Source organism: Staphylococcus sp. T93, assembly GCF_016743875.1.
In the GTDB taxonomy this organism is placed as follows: Bacteria; Bacillota; Bacilli; order Staphylococcales; family Staphylococcaceae; genus Staphylococcus; species Staphylococcus aureus.
Genome location: NZ_CP068247.1, coordinates 481,603 through 508,487 on the forward strand (window position 1 = coordinate 481,603; position 26,885 = coordinate 508,487).

Genomic DNA, 26,885 nt, shown 5'->3' on the forward strand with positions numbered 1-26,885 from the left:
TAGCCTTAAATTGTAGTACTTTATAGTAAAAAATACAAATGTTATGTCAAAGTTCCTTGTAATTTGAATGTTTTGTTAAAATCAAAAAGCATTTTTAAAAATATAATGCGACTTTAGTATGATGTCTTAAAAAATTTAAAGGCGTAATATAAATTCGAGTGATTTATACAAAGTGATAAGGTATAATTAATTTTGTTGTATAGATAACATATTAGAAAAACTTATTACTATGTAGCGTAAAGCATAAATGAATGATAAGTTAATTTTTGTAAGTTGTATTATTAGGCATCTAGGTTCAAATTTTTAACGATTTAAATATATAAAATGAATACATTGTGAGGCAATTATCAAATGAAATTTAATAAAGTAAAACTAGTTATACATGCGTGTGTACTATTATTTATCATTATTTCTATAGCGTTAATTTTTCATCGATTACAGACGAAGACACATTCTATAGACCCAATACATAAGGAAACAAAATTATCAGACAATGAAAAATATTTAGTGGATCGTAATAAGGAAAAGGTTGCGCCGTCTAAACTAAAAGAGGTATATAATAGCAAGGATCCTAAATATAAGAAAATTGACAAGTATTTACAAAGTTCATTATTTAACGGTTCAGTAGCTATATATGAAAATGGCAAATTGAAAATGAGTAAAGGTTATGGATATCAAGATTTTGAAAAAGGTATTAAAAACACACCGAATACGATGTTTTTAATAGGTTCAGCTCAAAAATTTTCAACAGGGTTACTGTTAAAACAGTTAGAAGAAGAACATAAAATAAATATCAATGATCCAGTAAGTAAATACCTTCCATGGTTTAAAACATCTAAGCCTATCCCATTGAAAGATTTAATGTTGCATCAAAGTGGATTATATAAATATAAATCCTCAAAAGATTATAAAAATTTAGATCAAGCAGTTAAAGCGATTCAAAAACGTGGTATTGATCCTAAGAAATACAAAAAGCATATGTATAACGATGGGAATTATTTAGTACTTGCGAAAGTAATTGAAGAAGTTACAGGTAAATCTTATGCTGAGAATTATTATACAAAAATAGGAGATCCTTTAAAACTTCAGCACACAGCATTTTATGATGAACAACCTTTTAAAAAATATCTAGCAAAAGGTTATGCTTATAATAGTACAGGACTTTCATTCTTAAGACCTAATATTTTGGACCAATACTATGGTGCAGGTAATTTATATATGACACCAACAGATATGGGTAAATTAATTACTCAAATACAACAATATAAATTATTCAGTCCTAAAATAACCAATCCATTATTACATGAGTTTGGTACGAAAAAGTATCCAGATGAATATCGATATGGTTTCTATGCTAAGCCAACATTGAATAGACTTAACGGGGGATTCTTTGGACAAGTCTTTACTGTTTACTATAATGATAAGTATGTAGTTGTACTTGCATTAAATGTAAAAGGAAACAATGAAGTTCGAATCAAACATATTTATAATGATATTTTAAAACAAAATAAACCTTACAATACGAAGGGTGTTATTGTTCAATAATTAATATAGAAGATATAACATGTATATGGCATTAAGGCATCGACCTTATCTGACCAGTATACGAGTTATATCTTCTTTTTTATAGTGGTAAAAAGTTTAAAGTATAAGGTTGAAGAAGGATGAGTTTAAAAATATGTGTTAACTGATAAAAGGGGAAATCATTTGGTGAGTTGGCATCAGACTAAAATGAATGAAGACGAATACGTTGGTCCATGCGTGGTGTGAATGTTTTCTAAATCTAACTGGAAATGATAATTTAATAATGTACACTTTTGATTGTTTAAACATGTACAATTTTTAAAAACCTAGGGATAATTTTATTGACGTGAACAACATTGAGATTATCTTTAGACATAAATATGGATTTTGAAGTTACTATATTTATTAGTTGTGGTTGTTAATGTATTAATTGAATTGATTATAATGATTGTCTTATAAGATATAGAAGGGGACTTAACCATTTAAAAATTGAAGGAAAATAAAAACCAGCTAACAAAAGTGTTAGCTGGTTAAACTTTACATTATTAAAATGTTGTTTATAAGTGTGAAGAGTGACCGCCTTGCATAACCCAATATGTTCCGACAACGAAACAAAGTGTAATTACAAGAGCAAAGATAACTTTGAATGTTTGTAAACGTCCATCTTTACCTTCAGTTAAATGCATGAACATTAATAATTGAAGTCCTGCTTGGACGAATGCAAAGCCAAAGATAATTGTCAACTTCGCGTGGAATGTTAATGACGTGTATAGTGTTACGTAAACTGCTAAAAGCGTTAATACGATAGATGCGATAAATCCTACAGTATGTTTCATTATTGTACTCATCCGCTATACACCATCCCTATCATATATACGGCAGTAAAGATGAAAACCCAAACAACATCTAAGAAGTGCCAGTATAAACTTACTATAAATAATTTTGGCGCATTATATTTGTCTAATCCGCGTCGTTGGATTTGGATTAATAAACAAATGGCCCAAACGATACCTAGCGATACGTGACAACCATGCGTTCCTAATAGGATAAAGAAACTAGACCAGTAAGAACCAATTGTTGGGTTAACGCCTTCTGATGCATAGTGTGCGAATTCATAAATTTCGAATCCAACAAAGACTAAACCTAAAAGTAACGTAATGATCATCCAAAACATCATTAACTTTTGTTTTTCTTGGCGCATGTAGTAAATAGCAATACCACATGTGTAAGAACTGAATAATAATGCAAACGTCATTATTAAAACAAGAGGCAATTCAAATAACTCAGTAGTCATTTTACCTGCATAATCGCCACCATGTTGCAAAGTTAATAGTGTCGCAAATAGGGTACCGAATAACGCAAATTCGGCTGTAATGAAAATCCAAAAGCCAAGCTTATTTAATTCGCCTTCATGTGTGCGTGAATCAATAGTGTTTGTATCATGACTCATGACTTACAGCCTCCCTTTCTTTAATACGCGCTTCTCTTAATCTAGCTTCAGTTTCTGCAACTTCAGCAGCAGGGATATGATATCCGTGATCGATTTGGAAACTGCGATAAATCATAGTACCAAAAATACCGAATAAACAAATTAATGCTGGAATTACAGTTTCGAAAATTAAGAAGAAACCGCCGATAGTCATAAAGATACCAATCCAGAATCCAACAGGAGTATTGTTTGGCATATGAATGTCTTTGTAATTATGGTTGTCTAAGTAATGACGACCATGTTCTTTCATATCAACAAATGTGTCGTAGTCATTCCAATCTGGTGTAATGGCAAAGTTGTATTTAGGTGGAATTGCTGATGCAGTAGTCCACTCTAGAGTACGACCAAGGCCATCCCAGTTATCTCCAGTTGCTTCACGTGGAGATTTGAAGTGACTGTATACGATACTAACAACAAGGAATAAGAATCCGATTGCCATTAATAATGCACCGATAGTTGAAATTAAGTTTAATAAGAACCAACCATCTGATGGCATATAAGTGTATAAACGACGTGGCATACCATCTAATCCAAGAATGAATTGTGGTAAGAAACAAACGTTAAATCCGATCATGAAGAACCAGAAGCACCATTTGTTTAATGTTTCGTTTAATTTGTAACCCATCATCTTTGGATACCAGAAGATTAAACCAGCTAAGCAGGCAAATACAACACCAGTAACCAATGTATAGTGGAAGTGAGCTACTAAGAAGTACGTATTGTGATATTGATAGTCAGCTGATGCCATTGCTAACATTACACCCGTAACACCACCTAAAAGGAAGTTAGGGATAAATGCTAATGAGAATAGCATTGGTGACTCAAATGTAATACGTCCTTTATATAATGTTAATAACCAGTTAAACAATTTCACACCAGTTGGAATACCAATCAGCATTGTTGAAATTGAGAAGAATGAGTTGATTAACGCACCATTACCCATTGTGAAGAAATGGTGAACCCAAACTAAGAAACTAAGGAACGCGATACCGGCAGTTGCCCATACCATACTTTGATGTCCGAATAAACGCTTACGAGCGAATGTCGGGATAATTTCTGAGTAAATACCAAATGCTGGAAGGATAACGATATAAACTTCAGGGTGCCCCCATACCCAGAAGAAGTTAGCCCAAAGCATTGGCATACCGCCATGTGCAACTGTGAAGAATGCTGTGTCAAATATTCTATCAGTTGTCATTAATGCTAACGCTACTGTTAAAGGAGGGAAAGCAAGAATAACAATTAATGTAGTAATAAATGTTGTTACTGTAAACATTGGCATTTGCATAAACTTCATAGTTGGTGTTTTACATCTTAAAATTGTTACAAAGAAGTTGATACCTGTAGCTAAGGTACCAAGCCCTGAAATTTGTATAGCTATTAAGTAATAGTTAACACCCGGACCAGGACTGAATTCACCTGCTAGTGGCGCATAGTTTGTCCAACCAGCTGCTGGTGAACCACCAATAATAAATGACAGGTTGAATAAAATCATACCTGCAAAGAATAGCCAGAAACTTACGTTGTTTAATACTGGGAATGCAACATCACGTGCTCCAATTTGTAATGGAACAACGATATTCCATAAACCAAAGATAAATGGCATTGCCATGAAGATAATCATGATTACACCATGTGTACTAAAAATTTCGTTATAGTGGTTAGATTCTAAAAATTTGTTATCAGGTACTGTTAATTGCGCACGAATAAGTAACGCATCAATACCACCACGGACGAACATTAATACGGCACAGATTAAATACATAATACCGATTTTCTTATGGTCTACAGATGTGAACCATTCTTTGTAAAGATATTTCCATAATTTAAAGTAAGTAATTACTGCGATTAAACCAATAACTAAGAATGGGGCACCAATTTGTGCCATTGTAATCATCCAGTTACCTTTAACTAGTAATTGATCCCATGGAAAATTCATTAATGTCCACCTCCATGATCATCATTGTCTTGATCTTGCGCATCTTTTGAAATTTTCTTCATTTCTTTCGCATTTTTCGATTCATCTTTCTTGAACTCATTGTTATATGGTTCGTCATTTCCAAGAATCATCAACTTCATACCATGTCGTTTATAGTTCGCATTTGTAATTTGAGCTTTACGAGCAGGTATTAATGGTTTGTCTGATACATCTTTAAACATATTTTCTTCACTAGTGAAGTTTGGATCTTTCAATTCGAAATTGAAACGTTTATATGCATAGAAGATGTATTCTGGATCGGCTGCTGGATCAACAAACGCCATATGTGTACCATTAAATTCTAAAGTTTTATTAGGTGTGCTTGGTAATAATTGTTTATCAAATGTATCTTGATCTAACGTTTTCTTACCTTTAACTTCTTTCACCCATTTGTCGTAGTCTTTTTGACTAACGGCATTTACTTTAAATGTTTGACGTGAGAATCCTTCACCATTGAAGTTAGAGTTACGACCTCTGAACGTACCAGTTTGAGATGCTTCTAACGTCCAATTCATTGTCATGCCAGTCATGGCATATTTTTGACCACCTAATTGTGGAATCCAGAAACTTGTCATTGTATCCATAGCTTGAAGCTTAAATACAACAGGACGATCTTTAGGGATTGTTAATGTATTAACAGTCTCTATATGTTCATCTGGATAAGCAAAGAACCATTTGTATCCTGCACTTACTGCATATACAACCATTGGATCTTTCTCACTCTTCGGTGGTTTTTCGTAATCGTATAAAGTTTTAACTGTAGGAATAGCTAAAGCAGCAACGATTATGATAGGTATTACAAACCATATTGTTTCAATGATGGCATTATGGTGCATCTTACCAGATTCGGCATTCTTATTATAACTATACTTGTAAATAAAAATGGCGAACATGCCAAGTACAACGAAACAAATAACAAGCATGAAGACGATTGAATAAAGAATCAAGAACTTCTGACTACTTGCTACTGGCCCTTTTGCGTTGAAAATTTCTATATTTGAACAACCACTAAGTAAAATTAGTGTGCCAAATAATAGAAGCAAAGACTTAAATTTTGACACTTTTTTGACCTCCTAATACTACAAATGTAGGGCTTAACATTAATTTTAAGTTATTACACAATATTTACAAGGGCTTATGGGAAAAAAATTAATAAAATTGTATCAAAAATGTTGATAAATCAAGGTGTGACGTGGGTTCACACATTTGTTAAAATTATGTGTACATTTTGTGACTAATAGCGTTTTTGAAAAAATTGCTTCATATTTAAAAGGAAAGTTGAGAATAGCTTTCAATTAAAGGTTAATTGAATGAAAATAAAAAAAGTTTGAAATTGTCTAATAAATTGAAAATGATGGCTAGTTGATTGAAAGGAAGCGCAAACATTTTAATAAGGAATTTGCCAAAAGTAATTTATCGTTAAACAATGAAAAGTGGAAATTTGTTTGTTCAAAATCAAAACATTTTTTTAAAAAGAGCAGTTAAGTTTTAATAATTTGATAGGTAGTCCTTTGGTATACAGAAAAAATACAATATTTGGGTTAAAGTTGCAGATGAAGTTAGAATAACAAATAAAATGGTAGCAAAACATGTTCGTTTGCTACCATTTTATTTGCAGTATAGTGATGAGGGCTATTTAACCTCAATATACCTAGTGGAAATTTTAATTGCACCATCTGAATCAGTGACATGATATTTAATTTGATATTTACCAGATTTAGATGTATCAATTTGGCCATCGACTTTAATTTTATCGGTTAAATCTCCATCTTCTTTATCAAATGCACTTATGCCGTTTAGAAGGTTATAATCTTGACCTTTCTTAATAACGATATCATTAGCGCCTTTAATTTGTGGTGTAGTATTCGTCGTTGCATCTGCATTTAAATTTGGTGTTACTAGTGTAGCAGAAACACCGAGGGCTGATAATGACTGTAATAGTTTATTCATAATGTAACCTCCGAATGATAAGTCATTTCTGAGTTAGCTTTACTATACCTTAATTTATATTATTTACACATCATACTATAGTCCTAATCTTACCCTATAAAGAATGAAATTTAAATATAAATTTATAAATAATGAGGAAATAATTATTATTTTGAAAATCTGCCACAATTGTAAAATTAATAATTTAGGGATAATTTGAAATCAAATATAACTTTATTCGACAGTTTGAACTTAAATTTTTGTGTATCAAAACAATAAGAAAAGGGAGGCGAAAATGATAAAGAACCACTAATGATTAACTATGTAGTAGTACTTTATCATAGTCACAGCTTCTGTGTTGGGGCCCATCCCCAACTTGCACATTATTGTAAGCTGACTTTTCGTCAGCTTCTTTGTTGGGGCCCCTGACTAGAATTGAAAACTTGTTACAAGCTTATTTTCATTCAATTAACTACTGTCTATATAAAATTGTTGAGCCAAGTACAAAGTGAAATGCTCCCTTCAAAGCCTTCATTTATTCAATGTCTACTTTGAAGGGAGCATTTGATCGATTAATGTCCCAGATTTTTCTTGTTATTCATTGCAATTGCAAAATAATATTTAATGTGGGTTAAAAGACTTCATTAAAACTCAGTTATTAGGGAGTGGGACAGAAATGATATTTTCGTAAAATTTATTTCGTCGTCCCACCCCGGCAAGGTTGACTAGAATTGAAAAAAGCTTGTTACAAGCGAATTTTCGTTCAGTCAACTACTGCCATTATAACTTTGTAGAGCATAGAACATTGATTTATGTCTCAGGCTCTTTACGAATCAATACCTCGACGCATTTTTTCTGCAAGCAAAGTATTATTTAATACCATAGTAATTGTTAATGGACCAACGCCACCAGGAACTGGTGTAATAGCTCCAGCAATTTCTTTAACCGCATCATAATCAACGTCACCTTTTAATTTGCCATTTTCATCTGGCGTATTGCCAACATCGATAATTACTGCTCCTTCTTTGACCACATCTTTTGTTACTAAACCAGGCTTACCAACTGCACTGACAATGACATCAGCATCTTTTAAATATGATGCCATATCTTTTGAACGAGAATGTAAGATTGTTACTGATGCATTTTTTTGAAGTAGTAACTTAGAAACTGGTTGTCCGACAATATGACTTCGTCCAATTACAACTGCATTTTTACCTTCTAAATCAATATCAGCATGTTTTAATATTTCCATGATGCCGAGCGGTGTGCAAGGTACAAAAGTTTGTTCATCGATATATAATTTCCCTATATTTATTGGATGAAAACCGTCCACATCTTTTTCAGGATTGATTGCTTCTAATATTTTCTGTTCGCTAACTTGTTTTGGTAATGGTACTTGTACCAAAATACCACTTACAGAATCATCATTATTTAGTCTATTTAGTTCGTTTAATACTTCTTCTTCAGTAGCTGTTTCTTCCAAATGTACGATTTCTGAAATCATACCAATTTTTTCAGCTGCTTTCTTTTTTGATCTAACATAACTTTGACTAGCGCCATCATTACCAACTAATATAACGGATAATTTAGGTGTAAAACCCTTTTCTTTTAGCGCTTCAACTTGATCTTGTAACCCCTGTCTGTAGTCTTTGGCAATTTGTTTACCATCTAAAATTTTAGCAACCATAAAAACTTCTCCTCCTATTGTCAATATCCTAACTTTGTTAGTTTATAAAACTAATTTACATAGCAAAAGACGTAAATTCAAATAAAAAATCAAAATAAAGTTCGATTTTTGATTGAAAAAGCAGAAATTGCTTGTTATGCTATATCTATAATATACAACTAAAGTAATTCACAATTCAAACTTTTGAAAGGGTGTACAAAGTGAAAGTAGCAGTCATTATGGGCAGTTCTTCCGATTGGAAAATTATGCAAGAGAGTTGTAACATGTTGGATTATTTTGAAATTCCGTACGAAAAACAAGTAGTATCCGCACATCGTACGCCAAAAATGATGGTTCAATTTGCTTCTGAAGCGAGAGAAAGAGGTATAAACATTATCATTGCAGGCGCTGGCGGTGCGGCACATTTACCAGGTATGGTTGCATCATTAACGACGCTACCAGTTATTGGAGTGCCGATTGAAACAAAAAGTTTAAAGGGTATAGATTCTTTATTATCAATTGTTCAAATGCCAGGAGGTATTCCGGTTGCAACGACTGCAATTGGTGCAGCAGGTGCTAAAAACGCAGGTATACTTGCAGCAAGAATGTTAAGTATTCAAAATCCTTCTTTAGTTGAAAAACTAAATCAGTATGAATCTTCGTTAATTCAAAAAGTGGAGGACATGCAAAATGAACTTCAATAAATTAAAGTTTGGTGCGACTATTGGCATTATTGGTGGTGGTCAGCTTGGAAAGATGATGGCACAATCAGCTCAAAAAATGGGTTATAAAGTGGTTGTATTGGATCCTTCTGAAGATTGTCCATGTAGATACGTTGCACACGAATTTATACAAGCCAAGTATGACGATGAAAAGGCACTCAATCAATTAGGACAAAAATGTGATGTGATTACTTATGAATTTGAAAACATTTCAGCCCAACAATTAAAACTATTATGTGAAAAGTACAATATTCCGCAAGGTTACCAAGCTATACAGTTATTACAAGATCGCTTAACTGAAAAAGAAACATTAAAAAGTGCTGGTACCAAAGTTGTCCCGTTCATTTCAGTAAAAGAATCTACAGATATTGACAAAGCAATTGAAACATTAGGATATCCTTTTATTGTAAAAACTAGATTTGGTGGCTACGATGGCAAAGGTCAAGTTTTAATTAACAACGAAAAAGACTTACAAGAAGGTTTTAAATTAATTGAAACTAGTGAATGCGTAGCTGAAAAATATTTGAATATCAAGAAAGAAGTATCTCTTACTGTTACAAGAGGAAACAACAATCAAATCACTTTTTTCCCATTACAAGAAAATGAGCATAGAAATCAAATACTTTTCAAAACAATTGTTCCAGCGAGAATAGATAAAACAGCTGAGGCGAAAGAGCAAGTTAATAAAATTATCCAATCGATTCATTTCATTGGAACATTTACAGTTGAATTTTTTATAGATAGTAACAACCAATTGTATGTGAACGAGATAGCACCAAGGCCTCACAATTCCGGACATTATTCAATTGAAGCATGTGATTATTCACAATTTGATACTCATATTTTAGCAGTTACCGGACAATCATTACCAAATTCAATTGAATTATTAAAGCCAGCAGTCATGATGAACTTACTAGGTAAAGATTTAGATTTATTGGAAAATGAATTTAATGAACATCCAGAGTGGCACTTACATATTTATGGTAAGTCTGAGCGTAAAGATAGCAGAAAAATGGGGCATATGACTGTACTAACGAATGATGTAAACCAAACTGAACAAGATATGTACGCTAAATTTGAGGGGAGTAATTAAAGCATGACATTATTATATGAAGGAAAAGCGAAGCGCATTTTCTCAACAAATCAAGAAAATGAATTAAGAGTTGAATATAAAGATGAAGTTACTGCTGGAAACGGGGCTAAGAAAGACACAATGGCAGGTAAGGGGCGATTAAATAATCAAATTACTTCTATTATATTTAAATATTTACAAGAAAATGGAATAGAAAGTCACTTTATTAAACAATTATCTGAAACAGAACAATTAGTTAAGCCTGTGAAAATAATTCCATTAGAAGTAGTTGTTCGTAATATTGCTAGTGGATCTATTACAAAGCGTTTAGGTTTTGAAAATGGTGAAGTTTTTAGAGAACCACTTGTAGAATTTTTCTATAAAAATGATGCGTTAAATGATCCGTTGATAACGGATGACCATGTTAAATTGCTCAATATAGCATCAGATGAAGATATTGAAATACTAAAATCCAAAGCATTAAAGATTAATAATGTGTTGAAACAATTAATGGATGCTATGAATTTAAAATTAGTAGATTTTAAAATCGAATTTGGAAAGACTGAGACTGGTCAAATTTTGTTAGCGGATGAAATATCTCCAGATACATGTCGAATTTGGGATAAAGCTACCAATGCAAACTTTGATAAAGATGTATATAGAAATAACACTGGATCACTGATTGAAACATATCAAATATTTTTAAACAAATTGGAGGATTTAAAATAATGAAAACAATTGAACTACATATCACATTACAACCACAAGTATTAGATACGCAAGGACAAACGCTTACTCGAGCTGTACATGACTTAGGTTATGCACAAGTGAATGATATTCGTGTAGGAAAAGTATTATATATGACAGTGGATGAGGTTAGTGATGAAAAGGTACACAACATTATTACAACTCTAAGTGAAAAATTGTTTGCAAATACAGTGATTGAAGAATATAGCTATAAAGTGTTAGATGATGAAAAGGAGAATGCATAAAATGAAATTTGCGGTTCTTGTTTTTCCAGGTTCGAATTGTGATAGAGACATGTTTAATGCTGCTATTAAAAGTGGTGTTGAAGCGGAATATGTAGATTATAGAGAAACATCACTAAGTGGATTTGATGGCGTACTTATTCCTGGTGGATTTTCATTCGGGGATTACTTAAGATCTGGGGCAATGGCTAGTGTAGCGCCGATTATTTCGGAAGTTAAACGTCTTGCAGCTGAAGGTAAGCCAGTATTAGGTGTTTGTAATGGGTTTCAAATTTTAACTGAAATAGGCTTATTACCTGGTGCATTATTGCATAACGATTCACATTTATTTATTAGTAGAAATGAAGAGTTAGAAATAGTGAATAATCAAACGGCATTTACAAATCTTTATGAACAAGGTGAAAAAGTTATATATCCTGTAGCTCACGGTGAAGGTCATTATTATTGTACTGATGAAATATATCAACAATTAAAAGCTAACAATCAAATTATTCTGAAATATGTGAATAATCCGAACGGTTCATATGATGATATTGCAGGAATTGTTAACGAAAAAGGCAATGTATGTGGCATGATGCCACATCCTGAAAGAGCTTTAGAAACGTTGTTAGGTACTGATAGTGGTGTGAAATTATTTGAAGCGATGGTAAAAAGTTGGAGGGAACAACATGTCTAAATTTATCGAACCAAGCGTTGAAGAAATTAAACTTGAAAAAGTATATCAAGATATGGGATTAAGTGATCAAGAATATGAAAAAGTTTGCGATATTTTAGGCAGACAACCTAACTTTACAGAAACAGGTATCTTTTCTGTTATGTGGAGTGAACATTGCTCTTATAAACATTCTAAACCGTTTTTAAAGCAATTTCCTACGTCAGGTGACCATGTGCTTATGGGGCCTGGTGAAGGTGCAGGGGTAGTCGATATAGGTGATAATCAAGCCGTAGTATTTAAAGTAGAGTCTCACAATCATCCATCAGCAATTGAACCATATCAAGGGGCTGCTACAGGCGTTGGTGGAATCATTCGTGACATTGTCTCTATTGGGGCTAGACCTATTAATTTGTTAAACAGTCTTAGATTTGGAGAATTAGATAATAAACAAAACCAAAGATTACTTAAAGGTGTTGTAAAGGGTATCGGAGGTTATGGTAACTGCATTGGTATTCCAACAACTGCTGGTGAAATCGAATTTGATGAACGTTATGATGGCAATCCACTTGTTAATGCAATGTGTGTTGGTGTTATCAATCACGACATGATTCAAAAAGGCACAGCAAAAGGTGTAGGTAATTCGGTCATTTATGTTGGTTTGAAAACTGGTCGAGATGGTATTCATGGTGCTACTTTTGCATCTGAAGAATTGACGGAAGAAAGCGAAAGTAAACGACCTTCTGTACAAATCGGTGATCCATTTGTAGGTAAAAAATTAATGGAAGCAACACTTGAAGCAATTACATTTGATGAATTAGTTGGTATTCAAGATATGGGTGCTGCTGGTTTAACATCTTCATCGTCTGAAATGGCGGCAAAAGGTGGTAGTGGGTTACATTTGAGATTAGAACAAGTGCCAACACGTGAGCCAGGTATTTCTCCTTATGAAATGATGCTTTCAGAAACTCAAGAACGTATGTTACTAGTTGTTGAAAAAGGTACTGAACAAAAATTCTTAGATTTATTTGATAAGCACGAATTGGATAGTGCTGTTATAGGTGAAGTTACAGATACAAATCGTTTTGTTTTAACATATGATGACGAAGTTTATGCTGACATTCCAGTTGAACCACTAGCTGATGAAGCACCTGTATATATTTTAGAAGGAGAAGAAAAAGATTATAATACTTCTAAAAATGATTATACACACATCGATGTTAAAGATACTTTCTTTAAATTACTTAAGCATCCGACTATAGCATCTAAACACTATTTATATGATCAATACGACCAACAAGTTGGTGCCAATACGATAATTAAGCCAGGACTTCAAGCATCGGTAGTACGTGTGGAAGGCACAAATAAGGCAATTGCTTCAACAATTGATGGTGAAGCGCGTTATGTATATAACAATCCATATGAAGGTGGAAAGATGGTAGTAGCTGAAGCTTATCGAAATTTAATTGCCGTGGGTGCAACACCATTAGCAATGACAGATTGTTTAAATTATGGTTCTCCTGAAAAGAAAGAAATCTATCAACAGTTGATAGATTCAACGAAAGGTATGGCAGAAGCATGCGACATTCTTAAGACACCAGTAGTTTCTGGTAATGTATCTTTATATAACGAAACGAAAGGTACTTCTATTTTCCCAACACCAGTTGTTGGAATGGTAGGTTTGATTGAAAATGTAAATTATTTAAATGATTTTGAACCTCAAGTTGGAGATAAATTATATTTAATCGGTGATACTAAGGACGACTTTGGTGGTAGTCAACTTGAAAAGTTAATTTATGGCAAAGTTAATCATGAATTTGAGTCATTAGATTTGAGTTCAGAAGTTGAAAAAGGTGAATCAATCAAGACCGCTATTCGTGAAGGACTATTATCACATGTTCAAACAGTTGGTAAAGGTGGCTTACTGATTACCTTAGCTAAACTAAGTGCGCATTACGGTTTAGGATTAAAATCTTCAATAGATATAACAAATGCACAATTGTTTAGTGAGACGCAAGGCCGATATGTTGTTTCTGTTAAATCAGGTAAAACTTTAAATATTGATAATGCAATAGAAATTGGACTTTTAACAGATAGTGATAATTTCAAGGTAACAACACCATATACAGAGATTAGTGAAAATGTTTCAGATATTAAACAAATATGGGAAGGGGCAATTGCTCAATGTTTAACTACTCAGGATTAAACGAAGAATGTGGCGTGTTTGGTATTTGGAATCATCCTGAAGCAGCGCAACTAACATATATGGGACTTCATAGTTTGCAACATCGTGGTCAAGAAGGTGCAGGTATAGTTGTTTCTGATCAAAATGAATTAAAAGGCGAGCGAGGATTAGGCTTACTAACTGAAGCGATTAAAGATGATCAAATGGAACGATTAAAAGGATATCAACATGCAATTGGTCACGTCCGTTATGCTACTTCAGGTAATAAAGGTATTGAAAATATTCAACCGTTTCTGTATCACTTTTATGATATGAGTGTAGGTATTTGTCATAATGGTAACCTCATTAATGCTAAATCATTGCGTCAGAATTTAGAAAAACAAGGTGCTATCTTCCATTCGTCTTCTGATACTGAAGTCATTATGCATTTGATACGTCGAAGTAAAGCTCCTACTTTTGAGGAAGCGTTGAAAGAAAGTTTGCGAAAAGTTAAAGGCGGTTTTACATTTGCGATTTTAACTAAAGATGCGTTATATGGCGCAGTAGATCCAAATGCTATCAGACCACTTGTTGTAGGTAAAATGAAAGATGGGACATACATCCTTGCAAGTGAAACATGTGCAATAGATGTGTTAGGTGCAGAATTTGTTCAAGATATTCATGCAGGTGAATATGTCGTGATTAACGATAAAGGTATTACAGTTAAATCTTATACACATCATACGACAACTGCAATTTCTGCGATGGAATATATTTATTTTGCTAGACCAGACTCAACAATAGCTGGTAAAAATGTCCATGCAGTACGTAAAGCTTCTGGTAAAAAATTAGCCCAAGAAAGCCCTGTAAATGCTGATATGGTCATCGGTGTACCCAATTCATCGCTATCAGCTGCGAGTGGTTATGCTGAAGAAATAGGTTTGCCATATGAAATGGGACTAGTTAAAAATCAATATGTTGCAAGAACATTTATTCAACCAACTCAAGAATTACGTGAGCAAGGTGTGAGAGTGAAGTTATCTGCGGTAAAAGATATAGTAGATGGGAAAAATATCATTCTTGTTGATGATTCCATTGTTCGCGGTACGACAATTCGACGCATTGTGAAAATGTTAAAAGATTCTGGTGCAAATAAAGTGCATGTGCGTATAGCATCACCGGAATTTATGTTTCCAAGTTTTTACGGAATCGATGTTTCAACTACGGCAGAATTAATTTCTGCAAGCAAATCACCTGAAGAAATTAAAGATTATATTGGCGCTGATTCATTAGCATATCTATCTGTAGATGGGTTAATTGAATCAATTGGTTTAGATTATGACGCGCCATATAGTGGCTTATGTGTAGAAAGTTTCACTGGAGATTATCCTGCAGGGTTATATGATTATGAAGCAAATTATAAAGCGCATTTAAGTCATCGACAAAAGCAATATATTTCTAAAAACAAACACTTTTTTGATAGCGAGGGAAATTTAAATGTCTAAAGCATATGAACAATCTGGTGTAAATATTCATGCTGGTTATGAAGCTGTAGAAAGAATGTCTAGTCATGTTAAACGTACGATGCGTAAAGAAGTTATCGGTGGTTTAGGTGGATTCGGTGCTACATTTGATTTATCACAATTAAATATGACAGCGCCAGTTTTAGTTTCTGGAACAGACGGAGTAGGTACGAAATTAAAACTAGCTATCGACTATGGTAAACATGATTCGATAGGTATCGATGCAGTCGCAATGTGTGTTAATGATATTTTAACGACAGGTGCAGAACCATTATATTTTTTAGATTACATTGCTACAAACAAAGTTGTTCCTGAAGTTATTGAACAAATTGTTAAAGGTATTAGTGATGCATGTGTTGAAACGAATACTGCACTTATCGGTGGAGAGACTGCTGAAATGGGTGAAATGTATCACGAAGGCGAATATGATGTAGCTGGATTTGCTGTTGGAGCAGTTGAAAAGGATGACTATGTAGATGGTTCAGAAGTGAAAGAGGGACAAGTTGTTATAGGGCTTGCGTCAAGTGGCATTCATTCAAATGGATACAGTTTAGTGCGCAAATTAATTAATGAATCAGGCATTGATTTGGCATCAAACTTCGATAATCGTCCATTTATCGATGTCTTTTTAGAACCAACTAAATTATATGTCAAACCTGTACTTGCTTTGAAAAAAGAAGTTTCTATTAAGGCAATGAATCATATTACTGGTGGAGGTTTTTATGAAAATATTCCACGTGCATTGCCAGCCGGATATGCTGCTAGAATTGATACTACATCATTTCCAACACCAAAAATATTTGATTGGTTACAACAACAAGGCAATATAGACACAAATGAAATGTATAACATTTTTAATATGGGTATTGGCTATACGGTTATCGTTGATGAAAAAGATGTATCACGCGCTTTGAAGATTTTAGCAGAACAAAATGTGGAAGCCTATCAAATTGGTCATATTGTGAAAAATGAGTCAACTGCAATTGAATTGTTGGGGGTATAACAATGGTTAAAATTGCGATTTTTGCATCAGGTTCAGGAAGTAACTTTGAAAATATAGTTGAGCATGTTGAATCAGGAAAACTTGAAAATATTGAAGTTACGGCGCTATATACGGATCATCAAAATGCGTTTTGTATAGATAGAGCAAAAAAGCACGATATTCCTGTTTATATTAATGAACCAAAACAATTTGATTCAAAAGCAGCGTATGAACAACATTTAGTAACATTATTAAATGAAGATAAGGTAGAGTGGATTATTCTAGCTGGCTACATGCGTCTAATTGGTCCAGACTTATTAGCTTCATTTGAAGGTAAAATATTGAATATACATCCATCTCTATTGCCGAAATATAAGGGGATTGACGCAATAGGCCAAGCATATCATAGTGGCGATACTATTACTGGTTCGACAGTACATTATGTTGATAGTGGTATGGATACGGGAGAAATTATTGAACAGAGAAAATGTGATATTAGACCGGACGATTCAAAAGAACAATTAGAAGAGAAAGTAAAAAAATTGGAATATGAGTTATATCCAAGTGTTATTGCTAAAATTGTAAAATAAGGAGTATGTATGTGATGAAGAAAGCTATTTTGAGCGTATCAAATAAAACAGGTATTGTAGAGTTTGCTAAAGCGTTAACGCAATTAAATTATGAATTATATTCAACAGGTGGTACTAAACGTATATTAGATGAAGCAAATGTACCAGTTCGTTCTGTTTCAGACTTAACACATTTTCCAGAAATAATGGATGGCCGTGTTAAAACATTACATCCGGCTGTTCATGGTGGCATTTTAGCTGATCGAAATAAACCGCAGCATTTAAATGAATTATCAGAACAACATATAGATTTAATTGATATGGTAGTAGTTAATTTATATCCATTCCAACAAACTGTTGCAAACCCTGATGTGACGATGGACGAAGCAATTGAAAATATTGATATTGGTGGTCCAACAATGTTACGTGCTGCAGCTAAAAACTATAAACATGTAACAACAATTGTACATCCGGCAGATTATCAAGAAGTATTGACGCGATTAAGAAACGATTCGTTAGATGAGTCATATAGACAATCATTAATGATTAAAGTTTTTGAGCATACTGCAGAATATGATGAAGCGATTGTACGTTTCTTTAAAGGGGATAAAGAAACTTTAAGATATGGAGAAAATCCACAACAATCAGCGTATTTTGTGAGAACTTCGAATGCTAAGCACACGATTGCAGGCGCTAAACAATTACATGGGAAACAATTAAGCTATAACAATATTAAAGATGCAGATGCTACACTAGCTTTAGTTAAAAAGTTTGATACACCTGCTACAGTTGCGGTTAAACACATGAATCCATGTGGTGTTGGTATCGGTGACACGATAGAACAAGCATTTCAACATGCGTATGAAGCGGATAGTCAATCAATATTTGGTGGAATTGTTGCATTAAACCGAGCTGTAACACCTGAGTTAGCAGAGCAATTGCATAGTATCTTTTTGGAAGTCATTATTGCACCAAAATTTACAGATGAAGCATTAGATATTTTAAAACAAAAGAAGAATGTAAGATTATTAGAAATTGATATGACTATAGACAGTAACGAAGAAGAGTTTGTTTCAGTATCTGGCGGATATTTAGTTCAAGATAAAGACAATTATGTCGTGCCAAAAGAAGAAATGAAAGTTGTTACAGAAGTAGCACCTACAGATGAACAATGGGAAGCAATGTTATTAGGATGGAAAGTTGTACCATCAGTAAAAAGTAATGCAATTATTTTAAGTAATAATAAACAAACTGTAGGTATAGGTGCTGGACAAATGAATCGTGTCGGTGCTGCTAAAATTGCGTTAGAGAGAGCTATTGAAATCAATGATCATGTAGCGTTAGTATCTGATGGATTTTTCCCTATGGGAGATACAGTTGAACTTGCAGCACAACATGGTATAAAGGCAATTATCCAACCGGGTGGTTCGATTAAAGATCAAGATTCAATTGATATGGCTAATAAACATGGTATTGCAATGGTAGTCACAGGCACTCGACATTTTAAACACTAATTTTAAAGGGGCGTAACATAAATGAATGTATTAGTAATTGGTGCTGGTGGACGAGAACATGCACTTGCATATAAACTTAATCAATCGAATCTAGTTAAACAAGTGTTTGTCATTCCAGGTAATGAGGCAATGACACCTATAGCTGAAGTACACACTGAAATTTCAGAATCTGATCATCAAGCGATACTAGATTTTGCTAAACGGCAAAATGTTGATTGGGTAGTTATAGGTCCAGAACAGCCGCTAATTGATGGATTAGCAGACATTTTACGAGCGAATGGTTTCAAAGTGTTTGGTCCAAATAAGCAAGCAGCTCAAATCGAAGGCTCAAAATTATTTGCTAAAAAGATAATGGAAAAATATAATATTCCAACTGCTGATTATAAAGAAGTTGAGCGAAAAAAGGATGCTTTAACATATATTGAAAACTGTGAATTGCCCGTTGTTGTCAAGAAAGATGGGTTAGCTGCTGGGAAAGGCGTTATTATTGCAGATACTATTGAAGCAGCCAGAAGTGCTATTGAGATTATGTATGGTGATGAAGAAGAAGGTACTGTTGTATTTGAAACGTTTTTAGAAGGTGAAGAGTTCTCGCTAATGACATTTGTTAATGGTGATTTAGCAGTACCTTTCGACTGTATTGCACAAGATCATAAACGCGCATTTGATCATGATGAAGGACCAAATACTGGTGGTATGGGGGCTTATTGTCCAGTACCACATATTAGTGACGATGTTTTAAAACTTACAAATGAAACAATTGCACAACCCATTGCAAAGGCAATGCTTAATGAAGGTTATCAATTCTTCGGTGTATTATACATTGGTGCTATTTTAACTAAAGATGGTCCAAAAGTAATAGAATTTAATGCCCGTTTTGGTGATCCTGAAGCTCAAGTATTATTAAGTCGCATGGAAAGTGATTTAATGCAGCATATTATTGATTTAGATGAAGGAAAACGTACTGAATTCAAATGGAAAAATGAATCTATTGTAGGGGTCATGTTGGCATCAAAAGGATATCCTGATGCATATGAAAAAGGGCATAAAGTAAGTGGCTTTGATTTAAATGAAAACTATTTTGTTAGTGGATTAAAGAAGCAAGGTGATACCTTTGTTACTTCAGGTGGTAGAGTTATACTTGCCATCGGAAAAGGTGACAATGTACAAGATGCACAGCGAGACGCATACAAAAAAGTATCACAAATACAAAGTGACCATTTATTCTATCGTCATGACATTGCGAATAAAGCACTACAACTTAAATAAGTAAATTTAAAATACTAAGATTAGCTATGAACGAATCTATAACGATAGATTTTTTCATAGCTTTTTTAGTTGTAGAGTCTAGGACATTGATTTCTGTACCAAATTTGTGATTATGCATATGTAATACAAAAGAGGCGCCACAACATGTTTGGATGAACAAAATAACATGTTTGTGGCACCTCTTTTGTTTAGTATGGAATAAATGGTTTTCTTTTTCTATACAATGAATTTCTAATTTAGTATCTATACAATTATGGATAAAATTTAACCTACACGACCAAGACGAACATCATCTATGCCCGTGATGGGTAAGGTGATTGAACAATAATATGCCATAGTAATAATGGCAATTAAAACTATAATAAAGATTATATCTTTATATGAGAAAGGTACGTTGTAATAGTAAGTACGAGGACCATCTCTAAATCCTTTCGACTCCATCGCAACTGATAATTGATGTGCCTTTCTAATATTTTGGCTTAATAGAGGTATAATTAAATGCTTAAATCGCTTTAACCCTCTATAATTTGCCGCGTCTATCATCTGATAGCGCATTTTTAAAGATCTGCGAAGCTGTATTAAAGAACTAATCATTAAAGGTATCATACGAATGGCAGCCATGAATGCATAAGCAACTTTTGATTTAACCTTTAAATGTTGCATTAAACTATAAAATATCATGACAACCTGAGATGTAAGTGCGATTAAGATACCGAAAAATGAAATAGCAATGGTTCTTAATGATACATGTAAACCACGAACTAAACTTTCTGTTGTAATATGGATAAATCCGAATTTCAAAATTGTATGGCTACCATTCCCGTATAAAATCATGAACAGGGAAGAGAGTAATGCAAAGCCAATACTTATAGTTATAAAAATTGCTGTAATTTTAAACTGAGTACCATTAAACATCAATAAGAAAACTAACATTAAGATAGTGATATAAAGCATAAAATCGAAATTATGCACAAATATAATAAAGAAAAATAGTATAATTCCAAGAAATAGTTTCGTTATAATGTTGACATCATCAACAAATGATTGCCGAACTTTCCATTGCTCATACATTCGTATCACCATCACAATCTAGTAACGCACCATCTGAAATTTTAAGTCTTCTTGATGGATAACGTTCAATTATTTCATCGTCATGTGTAACCATGACAATACTTTGTCCCAAATTAATTCGCTTTTGGAAAAGTTTGATCAACTGGAATGTATTATGGCTATCAAGTCCAAATGTCGGTTCATCTAAAAAGATAATATCAGCTTTAGAACTTAGTGCGGTAGCTACGCTAAGGCGTCGTTTTTGACCAATAGACAACTCATAAGGATGTTGATCTTTTACATTTTGTAAATCTAAAAGTTTTAAAAGTTGTATCGTTTCATCATCACTTTGATCTTTAGAAAGGTGATTAAAATGAATGTTAATTTCATCATAAACCGAATTTGTTATAAATTGTAATTCTGGGTTTTGATAAACTAGGTACATGTGTTTTGCTGCATGTTTAATTTTTGTTAAACGCTGATTTTCAAAATAAACATCACCTTGATATTTAATCAATTGCATAATTGATTCAAGCAAGGTTGTTTTACCACTACCATTTGCCCCTGTAATTGTAATCCACTCACCTAGACCAATTTCTAAATCTGAGAATGAGAGCAATGTTGATTTACCGCGAATAATACGTCCATTTTTAAATTGTAATAAGTGTGAGTTTGTTGTTGGAAAGTCAACACGACTTGGTGCGAATTCCCATGCACGTGGATGCCACACACCATATTCACTGAGTAAATGAACATACTTCTGTAATATGATTTCAGGACATTCATCGGCAATGATATTTCCGTTATAATCCATCAAAATGACGCGGTCGACATGATTCCAGATGTGTTTAACTTTATGTTCAACGATTACAACCGTTTGATCTTCCCAAAGTTCAATTAGTTTAGTCCATAAATCTTCTGTTGCTTGAACATCTAACATTGCTGTCGGTTCATCTAAAAACAATGTTTTTGATTGTTGAAGAATGGTTTCAACAATTGCCAATTTCTGTTTCATCCCGCCACTTAAATCTTTGATATACGTTTCAGGGGTAACATTTAAATTGACCATATTTAAAGCATTGATAATTAACGCATCCATGTCTTCACGTGGTAATTGTCTATTTTCTAAAACGAATGCAAGTTCTTCGTATACTTTTGGCATACAAAACTGGCTATCAGGGTCTTGGAAAATAACGCCACTTAATGGGTCAACGATTAGTTCATCATATTTCATAGGTAATTCAATTAAATTAGGAACAATACCACTTAATACATTCAGAAGTGTACTTTTACCGCAACCAGAAGGACCGAGTAAAAGTACTTTTTCTTTGTCTTGAATAGTGATATTTAAATGATCGAAAATTTTACGTTGACCACTTGGATATTTTAATCGTAAATCACTTACTTTTAACACTCTGAATGCTCCTCTTATAAGTTGTCGTAATCTTCTTTAGCAGCTGGTCTAAATAATTTTGTTACGCCTGTCTTATCTAAAGCTTTTACTAAAAGGTAAGATAGGACGCCGGCGACTACTGCACCACTAATTAATCTAAATACGATGAATAATGTTAAGTTCCAACCTGCAACTTCATTTAAATAACCATAGAAATAATCTATCGGGAAAGCCGCGATTGCTGTACAAAAACCTGCTAACATAGCTACCATAACTGAACGTGATTGATATTTAAAAATTGCAAAGACAAGTTCACACGCTAAACCTTGTATAAAAGCGTAAACGATTGTCGGAATATCGAAACGACCCATAATGATAGTTTCGCCGGCACCTGCAGCAAATTCAGCCAGTAAAGCAATACCTGGTTTTGGAATAATTAGATAGCAGACAATCGCTGCCATGAACCAAACCCCGTTTGTTAATTGTTCGAGGTGAAGGCCTGTAGCTTGCACACCATTGTAAACAAACCACCATAAATTGTAAATAACTGCGAATACTACTGAAATAAGTACGGTTACTAGTATTTCAGATAGCTTTAAACCTTTTGACATTTTTACATCCTCCTAATAAAAAAACGCACAACCATCCATAGGAAAGTTATGCGTTCACAATATATATTAGTAAAACATATGTATAGTAACACTTTCCTACGCTAGTTCAAGCTAGATCAGGTTCAAAGGGTTTGAGGGCAAGCCTCATCTCAGTATAAAACACCCCTAGTGTGTGCGATTTATTTAATTAATTATACTGTAAGACGTTTGTAAACTTATGTCAATAGGTTGTCTTCATGAAATTTCGTTTAATTCGATTTAAAATTTATAATATTAGCATTGGATTTAAATTGAAGATGTAGTAGGAATGTTAGTAATTAAAGATATAAAAATATGTGACATGTAATAATATTGAGCTGATAAATGAAGAGGGATACTTATCAATCATACCTCTTTAACAACAGTGAAGAACCCGTGCATAATGGCTTACGAATTATAGTTTATAAGGAAGAAGAGGGATACATGCGCCGAGCACATGCATAAAAGCCCCTAACAACTAAAAGTTGTAAGGAAGGAGAGGGATACATGCGCCGAGCACATGCATAAAATCCCCTAACAACTAAAAGTTGTAAGGGGATTTAAATTAATTTAGTGTATCTTGGATATCTTGTTTTGTTTGATTAATATCTTCTGTTTTTTCTTCTTTTTTATCTTTTAATTTTTCTTCAACTTCTTTAGCTTTTTCTGCTGCTTTTTTATTTTGATTTTCATTAGACATGATTAATTCCTCCCAAATTGGATAATTATTTATATATAAATCTTACCCGGTTGTACTTTCGTTAAACTTTTCTAAGTCTATAGCACTATTTATTCATTTATCTAAAGACAACAACATTAGATTAATATATAATGATTTTGAGGTGAACATAATGTCTTTTCTTAGGAAACACGCCGAAATTATTTTTAGCTATTTAATCGGTATCGTTTCACTCTTCACTGGTCTCATTATTTTAATTAACTTGCCATTAATTAAACAATTAAATGGTGGTAAAAAAGTTGATACACATGTTCATAATGTGTGGGAATTTCTGAATGCATTTTTCAGTGAAATTATTAAAGTAATGAGTCGATTTATAGGTAATTTCCCTATAGTTAGTGCAATTGTGATAATTATATTCGGTATTTTAGTTATGTTGATTGGTCATACATTACTTAGAACTATTAAGTATGACTATGATATTTCTATCTTTTTCTTAGTTATCGGTATCATGTACTTTATTATTACTCTTATATTAATGACTCAAGTTTATGGATTCTTTGCAGTGATTTTCATTATTCCATTTACAATTCATATAGGATATATCGTCTATAAAGATGAATTGAATCAGGAAAATGTAAAAAATCATTTCATGTGGATAATTGTGAGTTATGGTATAAGTTACTTAATTACACAAATTGCATTGTATGGCAGAATTGATGCTAATGAAATAGAGTCAATTGATATCTTAAGTGTCAATGCTTTCTTTATAATTATGTGGTTACTTGGTCAAATGGCTATTTGGAATTTCTTGTTCTTGCGCCGAGCTTTACCTTTAACAAAGCAAGAATTAGGTGAAGAGGAGCCAGAATTATCAAGAACAAGTAAAGGGAATGTCACGAATCAAACTAAAATTCACTTGAAACAACTCCAAGATAAGACTACAGAATATGCACGTAAGACAAGAAGAAGTGTCGATTTAGATAAAATTAGAGCTAAAAGAGATAAATTCAAAAAGAAAGTTAATGATATTATCGATATTCAAGAAGACGATATTCCTGATTGGATGAGAAAACCGAAATGGGTTAAACCAATGTATGTCGAACTATTTTGTGGTGTCGTCATCTTTTTATTCACATTTTTAGAATTTAATAATCGTAATGCATTATTTGTATCTGGTGATTGGAAATTATCACAGACACAATATGTTATTGAATGGGTTACATTATTAATTCTGTTATTCATTATTATCGCATATATCGCTACAACGTTAACTTTCCACTTGAAAGGTAAGTTTTATTATTTACAATTATTTATGGGGAGCATTTTATTCTTTAAATTGTTAACGGAATTTATAAATATAATGATTCATGGACTATTACTTTCAGTGTTCATTACGCCAACATTACTATTAATGTTATTGGCAATCATCATTTCTTATTCGTTACAATTACGAGAGCGACCATAATTAAAAGCATTATAAAAGTACTATCTATTAAACATTTTGATGTGTACGCTATAAGTTAGATATATCTCTAACTTACTTAGATACAGGTCAATGAAGTTTATGGATAGTACTTTTTTTGTAACTAGATTTGATTGATTCAGGTGATGTGAATTAAGTATTGAAAATTGTATACAAAGTTTTAGTGCAAATAAAATAGTTGAAAAGTTATCCATTTGTAAAATCAAGAAAACTAGTAAATAGTTGAAGCGACTTATGGAATTTGCGAAACGATATATAGTATTTCCTTTGTAGAAATTTAACATATATCATTCAAATTACTAATTTGTTAAAATCAACAGTAAGATTAGAAGTAGATGATATTGAAATTTGGCAAACAATTTAATCTATATAAAACTACAACGAAACACAGAAAGGAAGTTGTCAGATGAAAATAGCAACTCTGAACAAAGGCAAAGAAACAAAATATTTTAATGGATATCCTTTAATTGAAGAAGAGGATATCTATTCACAAGATCATTTAAAAGAAGGAGATATTTTTCAAATTGTGACTGATAAATCACAATATGTCGCAACGGCTTATGTTGGTCGCCAACATAAAGGATTAGGTTGGGTTCTAACATACGATAAAGCTCAACAAATCAACACAGCTTTCTTTGTAAAATTGTTTAATACTGCATTAGCAGAACGTGATTATTATTTTAATATAGATGGAACAAATGCTTTTAGATTATTTAATGCTGAAGGTGATGGTGTTGGGGGATTAACAATCGACAATTACGATGGTCATTTGTTGATTCAATGGTACTCAAAAGGTATTTATAAATTTAAATATGCCATTCTTGAAGCGGTTAGAAAAGTATTTGATTATAAATCTATTTACGAAAAAGTAAGATTTAAAGACAGCGAATATAGTGGTGGTTTTGTTGAAGGAGATGCACCTGAGTTTCCAATTGTTATCGAAGAAAACTTCACATTTTATAATGTAGACCTTGAAGATGGTTTGATGACAGGTATCTTTTTAGATCAAAAAGAAGTGCGCAAGAAATTAAGGGATCAATATGCCAAAGAACGCCATGTTTTAAACTTATTTAGTTATACAGGTGCTTTTTCTGCAATAGCAGCAAGTGAGGCATCTTCAACAACAAGTGTAGATTTGGCTAATCGTTCTCGTAGTTTAACTGAAGAAAATTTTGGATTAAATGCTATTGATCCTAAATCCCAATATATTTATGTCATGGACACTTTTGATTTCTATAAATATGCTGCACGACATGGACATAGTTATGACACGATCGTGATTGATCCACCTAGCTTTGCGCGTAACAAAAAACGTACATTTTCAGTGCAAAAAGATTATGACAAATTAATTAATGGCGCCTTAAATATCTTATCATCTGAAGGAACATTATTGTTATGTACAAACGCAAGTGTATATCCATTAAAGCAATTTAAAAATACTATTAAAAAGACGCTTGAAGAGAGTGGCGTTGATTATGAATTAACTGAAGTTATGGGATTACCAAAAGATTTTAAAACGCATCCACATTATAAGCCATCTAAATATTTAAAAGCTGTTTTTGTAAATATTAGACATTAATTTGATAAAAAGGGGTATAGTAACTTA

At 33.0% G+C, this 26,885-nt stretch carries 25 protein-coding genes and 1 riboswitch; of the genes, 15 read left to right on the forward strand and 10 right to left on the reverse strand.

Going from position 1 to position 26,885, the window contains the following annotated elements; translation table 11 throughout:
- Positions 1-351 precede the first annotated feature (351 nt).
- Entirely contained in the window at positions 352-1,545 is a 1,194-nt protein-coding gene (fmtA, locus tag JG553_RS02365) for a teichoic acid D-Ala esterase FmtA (protein WP_000671243.1), read from the forward strand.
- A 536-nt stretch (positions 1,546-2,081) separates the two neighbouring features.
- Here fmtA and qoxD read toward each other — a convergent pair.
- The 4 genes from qoxD to qoxA are packed head-to-tail and all read right to left on the reverse strand — an operon-like array spanning position 2,082 to position 6,052.
- A complete protein-coding gene (gene qoxD / locus JG553_RS02370) occupies positions 2,082-2,360 on the reverse strand; it encodes a cytochrome aa3 quinol oxidase subunit IV (protein ID WP_001797236.1) in 279 nt (92 codons plus the stop codon).
- 8 nt (positions 2,361-2,368) lie between these two features.
- On the reverse strand, positions 2,369-2,974 hold the full coding sequence (gene qoxC, locus JG553_RS02375; protein ID WP_000017736.1) for a cytochrome aa3 quinol oxidase subunit III: 606 nt from the start codon (positions 2,972-2,974) through the stop codon (positions 2,369-2,371).
- On the reverse strand, positions 2,964-4,952 hold the full coding sequence (gene qoxB, locus JG553_RS02380) for a cytochrome aa3 quinol oxidase subunit I (RefSeq protein WP_001010762.1): 1,989 nt from the start codon (positions 4,950-4,952) through the stop codon (positions 2,964-2,966). Before qoxB ends, qoxC begins: the two co-directional genes overlap by 11 nt.
- Positions 4,952-6,052: a cytochrome aa3 quinol oxidase subunit II gene (gene qoxA / locus JG553_RS02385; RefSeq protein WP_000032838.1), complete on the reverse strand. Its 1,101-nt coding sequence runs from the start codon at positions 6,050-6,052 to the stop codon at positions 4,952-4,954. The genes qoxB and qoxA overlap by 1 nt, the downstream gene beginning before the upstream one ends.
- Positions 6,053-6,353: 301 nt before the next feature.
- Here qoxA and JG553_RS02390 point away from each other — a divergent pair, with 301 nt between their 5' ends.
- A complete protein-coding gene (locus JG553_RS02390; RefSeq protein ID WP_001790624.1) occupies positions 6,354-6,476 on the forward strand; it encodes a hypothetical protein in 123 nt (40 codons plus the stop codon).
- A 147-nt stretch (positions 6,477-6,623) separates the two neighbouring features.
- On the opposite strand, the gene JG553_RS02395 is transcribed toward JG553_RS02390, so the two are convergent.
- Both JG553_RS02395 and folD read right to left on the reverse strand, forming a co-directional pair.
- Positions 6,624-6,941 carry a DUF5011 domain-containing protein gene (locus JG553_RS02395; protein ID WP_001037831.1) on the reverse strand — a complete coding sequence of 106 codons (318 nt, stop codon included), beginning with the start codon at positions 6,939-6,941 and terminating at the stop codon, positions 6,624-6,626.
- 805 nt (positions 6,942-7,746) lie between these two features.
- Positions 7,747-8,607 (reverse strand): bifunctional methylenetetrahydrofolate dehydrogenase/methenyltetrahydrofolate cyclohydrolase FolD, encoded by an 861-nt coding sequence (gene folD, locus JG553_RS02400; RefSeq protein WP_000225837.1) that lies wholly within the window; start codon positions 8,605-8,607, stop codon positions 7,747-7,749.
- A gap of 200 nt (positions 8,608-8,807) precedes the next feature.
- Between folD and purE the strand changes: the two genes are divergently transcribed.
- From purE to purD, 11 genes are read left to right on the forward strand one after another with little or no spacing between them, the layout of a single operon-like run.
- On the forward strand, positions 8,808-9,290 hold the full coding sequence (gene purE / locus JG553_RS02405) for a 5-(carboxyamino)imidazole ribonucleotide mutase (protein WP_000861572.1): 483 nt from the start codon (positions 8,808-8,810) through the stop codon (positions 9,288-9,290).
- The gene (gene purK, locus JG553_RS02410) at positions 9,277-10,401 is read left to right on the forward strand and encodes a 5-(carboxyamino)imidazole ribonucleotide synthase (protein WP_001010412.1); all 1,125 of its coding nucleotides are present in this window, start codon (positions 9,277-9,279) and stop codon (positions 10,399-10,401) included. Before purE ends, purK begins: the two co-directional genes overlap by 14 nt.
- Positions 10,402-10,404: 3 nt before the next feature.
- Entirely contained in the window at positions 10,405-11,109 is a 705-nt protein-coding gene (gene purC / locus JG553_RS02415) for a phosphoribosylaminoimidazolesuccinocarboxamide synthase (protein WP_000174053.1), read from the forward strand.
- A complete protein-coding gene (gene purS, locus JG553_RS02420; RefSeq protein WP_000848350.1) occupies positions 11,109-11,372 on the forward strand; it encodes a phosphoribosylformylglycinamidine synthase subunit PurS in 264 nt (87 codons plus the stop codon). Before purC ends, purS begins: the two co-directional genes overlap by 1 nt.
- A gap of 1 nt (position 11,373) precedes the next feature.
- Positions 11,374-12,045, forward strand: a complete 672-nt coding sequence (gene purQ, locus JG553_RS02425) for a phosphoribosylformylglycinamidine synthase I (protein ID WP_000666799.1) — start codon at positions 11,374-11,376, stop codon at positions 12,043-12,045.
- Positions 12,038-14,227 (forward strand): phosphoribosylformylglycinamidine synthase subunit PurL, encoded by a 2,190-nt coding sequence (gene purL, locus JG553_RS02430; protein WP_000032727.1) that lies wholly within the window; start codon positions 12,038-12,040, stop codon positions 14,225-14,227. Before purQ ends, purL begins: the two co-directional genes overlap by 8 nt.
- Positions 14,206-15,690 carry an amidophosphoribosyltransferase gene (purF, locus tag JG553_RS02435; RefSeq protein ID WP_000483713.1) on the forward strand — a complete coding sequence of 495 codons (1,485 nt, stop codon included), beginning with the start codon at positions 14,206-14,208 and terminating at the stop codon, positions 15,688-15,690. Before purL ends, purF begins: the two co-directional genes overlap by 22 nt.
- On the forward strand, positions 15,683-16,711 hold the full coding sequence (purM, locus tag JG553_RS02440; protein WP_000030812.1) for a phosphoribosylformylglycinamidine cyclo-ligase: 1,029 nt from the start codon (positions 15,683-15,685) through the stop codon (positions 16,709-16,711). Before purF ends, purM begins: the two co-directional genes overlap by 8 nt.
- A 2-nt stretch (positions 16,712-16,713) precedes the next feature.
- Entirely contained in the window at positions 16,714-17,280 is a 567-nt protein-coding gene (gene purN, locus JG553_RS02445; RefSeq protein WP_000238664.1) for a phosphoribosylglycinamide formyltransferase, read from the forward strand.
- Between the two features lie 14 nt (positions 17,281-17,294).
- Positions 17,295-18,773, forward strand: coding sequence for a bifunctional phosphoribosylaminoimidazolecarboxamide formyltransferase/IMP cyclohydrolase (purH, locus tag JG553_RS02450; RefSeq protein ID WP_000709290.1), 1,479 nt, complete (start codon positions 17,295-17,297; stop codon positions 18,771-18,773).
- A 21-nt stretch (positions 18,774-18,794) separates the two neighbouring features.
- Positions 18,795-20,042: a phosphoribosylamine--glycine ligase gene (purD, locus tag JG553_RS02455; RefSeq protein WP_001101908.1), complete on the forward strand. Its 1,248-nt coding sequence runs from the start codon at positions 18,795-18,797 to the stop codon at positions 20,040-20,042.
- Positions 20,043-20,306: 264 nt separating this feature from the next.
- Here the strand turns inward: purD and JG553_RS02460 are convergent, their stop codons facing one another.
- From JG553_RS02460 to graF, 4 genes are all read right to left on the reverse strand, one after another.
- On the reverse strand, positions 20,307-21,113 hold the full coding sequence (locus tag JG553_RS02460) for an energy-coupling factor transporter transmembrane component T family protein (protein WP_000273253.1): 807 nt from the start codon (positions 21,111-21,113) through the stop codon (positions 20,307-20,309).
- Positions 21,106-22,506 (reverse strand): ABC transporter ATP-binding protein, encoded by a 1,401-nt coding sequence (locus JG553_RS02465; protein ID WP_000921968.1) that lies wholly within the window; start codon positions 22,504-22,506, stop codon positions 21,106-21,108. The genes JG553_RS02460 and JG553_RS02465 overlap by 8 nt, the downstream gene beginning before the upstream one ends.
- A gap of 14 nt (positions 22,507-22,520) precedes the next feature.
- Positions 22,521-23,096 carry an ECF transporter S component gene (locus JG553_RS02470; protein WP_000033477.1) on the reverse strand — a complete coding sequence of 192 codons (576 nt, stop codon included), beginning with the start codon at positions 23,094-23,096 and terminating at the stop codon, positions 22,521-22,523.
- Positions 23,097-23,172: 76 nt separating this feature from the next.
- A riboswitch (TPP riboswitch) is annotated at positions 23,173-23,273 on the reverse strand.
- Positions 23,274-23,679: 406 nt separating this feature from the next.
- Positions 23,680-23,814, reverse strand: coding sequence for a glycopeptide resistance-associated protein GraF (gene graF / locus JG553_RS02475; protein WP_000064214.1), 135 nt, complete (start codon positions 23,812-23,814; stop codon positions 23,680-23,682).
- A 151-nt stretch (positions 23,815-23,965) separates the two neighbouring features.
- Here graF and auxA point away from each other — a divergent pair, with 151 nt between their 5' ends.
- Complete coding sequence (gene auxA / locus JG553_RS02480; protein ID WP_000009069.1) at positions 23,966-25,261, forward strand: lipoteichoic acid stability factor AuxA; 1,296 nt, start codon at positions 23,966-23,968, stop codon at positions 25,259-25,261.
- Positions 25,262-25,685: 424 nt separating this feature from the next.
- Positions 25,686-26,858: a class I SAM-dependent rRNA methyltransferase gene (locus tag JG553_RS02485; protein WP_000685079.1), complete on the forward strand. Its 1,173-nt coding sequence runs from the start codon at positions 25,686-25,688 to the stop codon at positions 26,856-26,858.
- Positions 26,859-26,885 lie beyond the last annotated feature (27 nt).

What these genes read in the sequence shown, in the direction of transcription:
- qoxB (WP_001010762.1), bottom strand. Translation starts at nt 4,952, where the DNA reads ATGAATTTTCCATGGGATCAATTACTAGTTAAAGGTAACTGGATGATT.
- purS (WP_000848350.1), top strand. Translation starts at nt 11,109, where the DNA reads ATGAAAACAATTGAACTACATATCACATTACAACCACAAGTATTAGAT.
- folD (WP_000225837.1), bottom strand. Translation starts at nt 8,607, where the DNA reads ATGGTTGCTAAAATTTTAGATGGTAAACAAATTGCCAAAGACTACAGA.
- purN (WP_000238664.1), top strand. Translation starts at nt 16,714, where the DNA reads ATGGTTAAAATTGCGATTTTTGCATCAGGTTCAGGAAGTAACTTTGAA.
- fmtA (WP_000671243.1), top strand. Translation starts at nt 352, where the DNA reads ATGAAATTTAATAAAGTAAAACTAGTTATACATGCGTGTGTACTATTA.
- JG553_RS02485 (WP_000685079.1), top strand. Translation starts at nt 25,686, where the DNA reads ATGAAAATAGCAACTCTGAACAAAGGCAAAGAAACAAAATATTTTAAT.
- purF (WP_000483713.1), top strand. Translation starts at nt 14,206, where the DNA reads ATGTTTAACTACTCAGGATTAAACGAAGAATGTGGCGTGTTTGGTATT.
- JG553_RS02460 (WP_000273253.1), bottom strand. Translation starts at nt 21,113, where the DNA reads ATGTATGAGCAATGGAAAGTTCGGCAATCATTTGTTGATGATGTCAAC.
- purC (WP_000174053.1), top strand. Translation starts at nt 10,405, where the DNA reads ATGACATTATTATATGAAGGAAAAGCGAAGCGCATTTTCTCAACAAAT.
- purL (WP_000032727.1), top strand. Translation starts at nt 12,038, where the DNA reads ATGTCTAAATTTATCGAACCAAGCGTTGAAGAAATTAAACTTGAAAAA.
- purH (WP_000709290.1), top strand. Translation starts at nt 17,295, where the DNA reads ATGAAGAAAGCTATTTTGAGCGTATCAAATAAAACAGGTATTGTAGAG.
- auxA (WP_000009069.1), top strand. Translation starts at nt 23,966, where the DNA reads ATGTCTTTTCTTAGGAAACACGCCGAAATTATTTTTAGCTATTTAATC.
- qoxC (WP_000017736.1), bottom strand. Translation starts at nt 2,974, where the DNA reads ATGAGTCATGATACAAACACTATTGATTCACGCACACATGAAGGCGAA.
- purD (WP_001101908.1), top strand. Translation starts at nt 18,795, where the DNA reads ATGAATGTATTAGTAATTGGTGCTGGTGGACGAGAACATGCACTTGCA.
- JG553_RS02470 (WP_000033477.1), bottom strand. Translation starts at nt 23,096, where the DNA reads ATGTCAAAAGGTTTAAAGCTATCTGAAATACTAGTAACCGTACTTATT.
- JG553_RS02395 (WP_001037831.1), bottom strand. Translation starts at nt 6,941, where the DNA reads ATGAATAAACTATTACAGTCATTATCAGCCCTCGGTGTTTCTGCTACA.
- qoxD (WP_001797236.1), bottom strand. Translation starts at nt 2,360, where the DNA reads ATGAAACATACTGTAGGATTTATCGCATCTATCGTATTAACGCTTTTA.
- graF (WP_000064214.1), bottom strand. Translation starts at nt 23,814, where the DNA reads ATGTCTAATGAAAATCAAAATAAAAAAGCAGCAGAAAAAGCTAAAGAA.
- purQ (WP_000666799.1), top strand. Translation starts at nt 11,374, where the DNA reads ATGAAATTTGCGGTTCTTGTTTTTCCAGGTTCGAATTGTGATAGAGAC.
- purK (WP_001010412.1), top strand. Translation starts at nt 9,277, where the DNA reads ATGAACTTCAATAAATTAAAGTTTGGTGCGACTATTGGCATTATTGGT.
- purM (WP_000030812.1), top strand. Translation starts at nt 15,683, where the DNA reads ATGTCTAAAGCATATGAACAATCTGGTGTAAATATTCATGCTGGTTAT.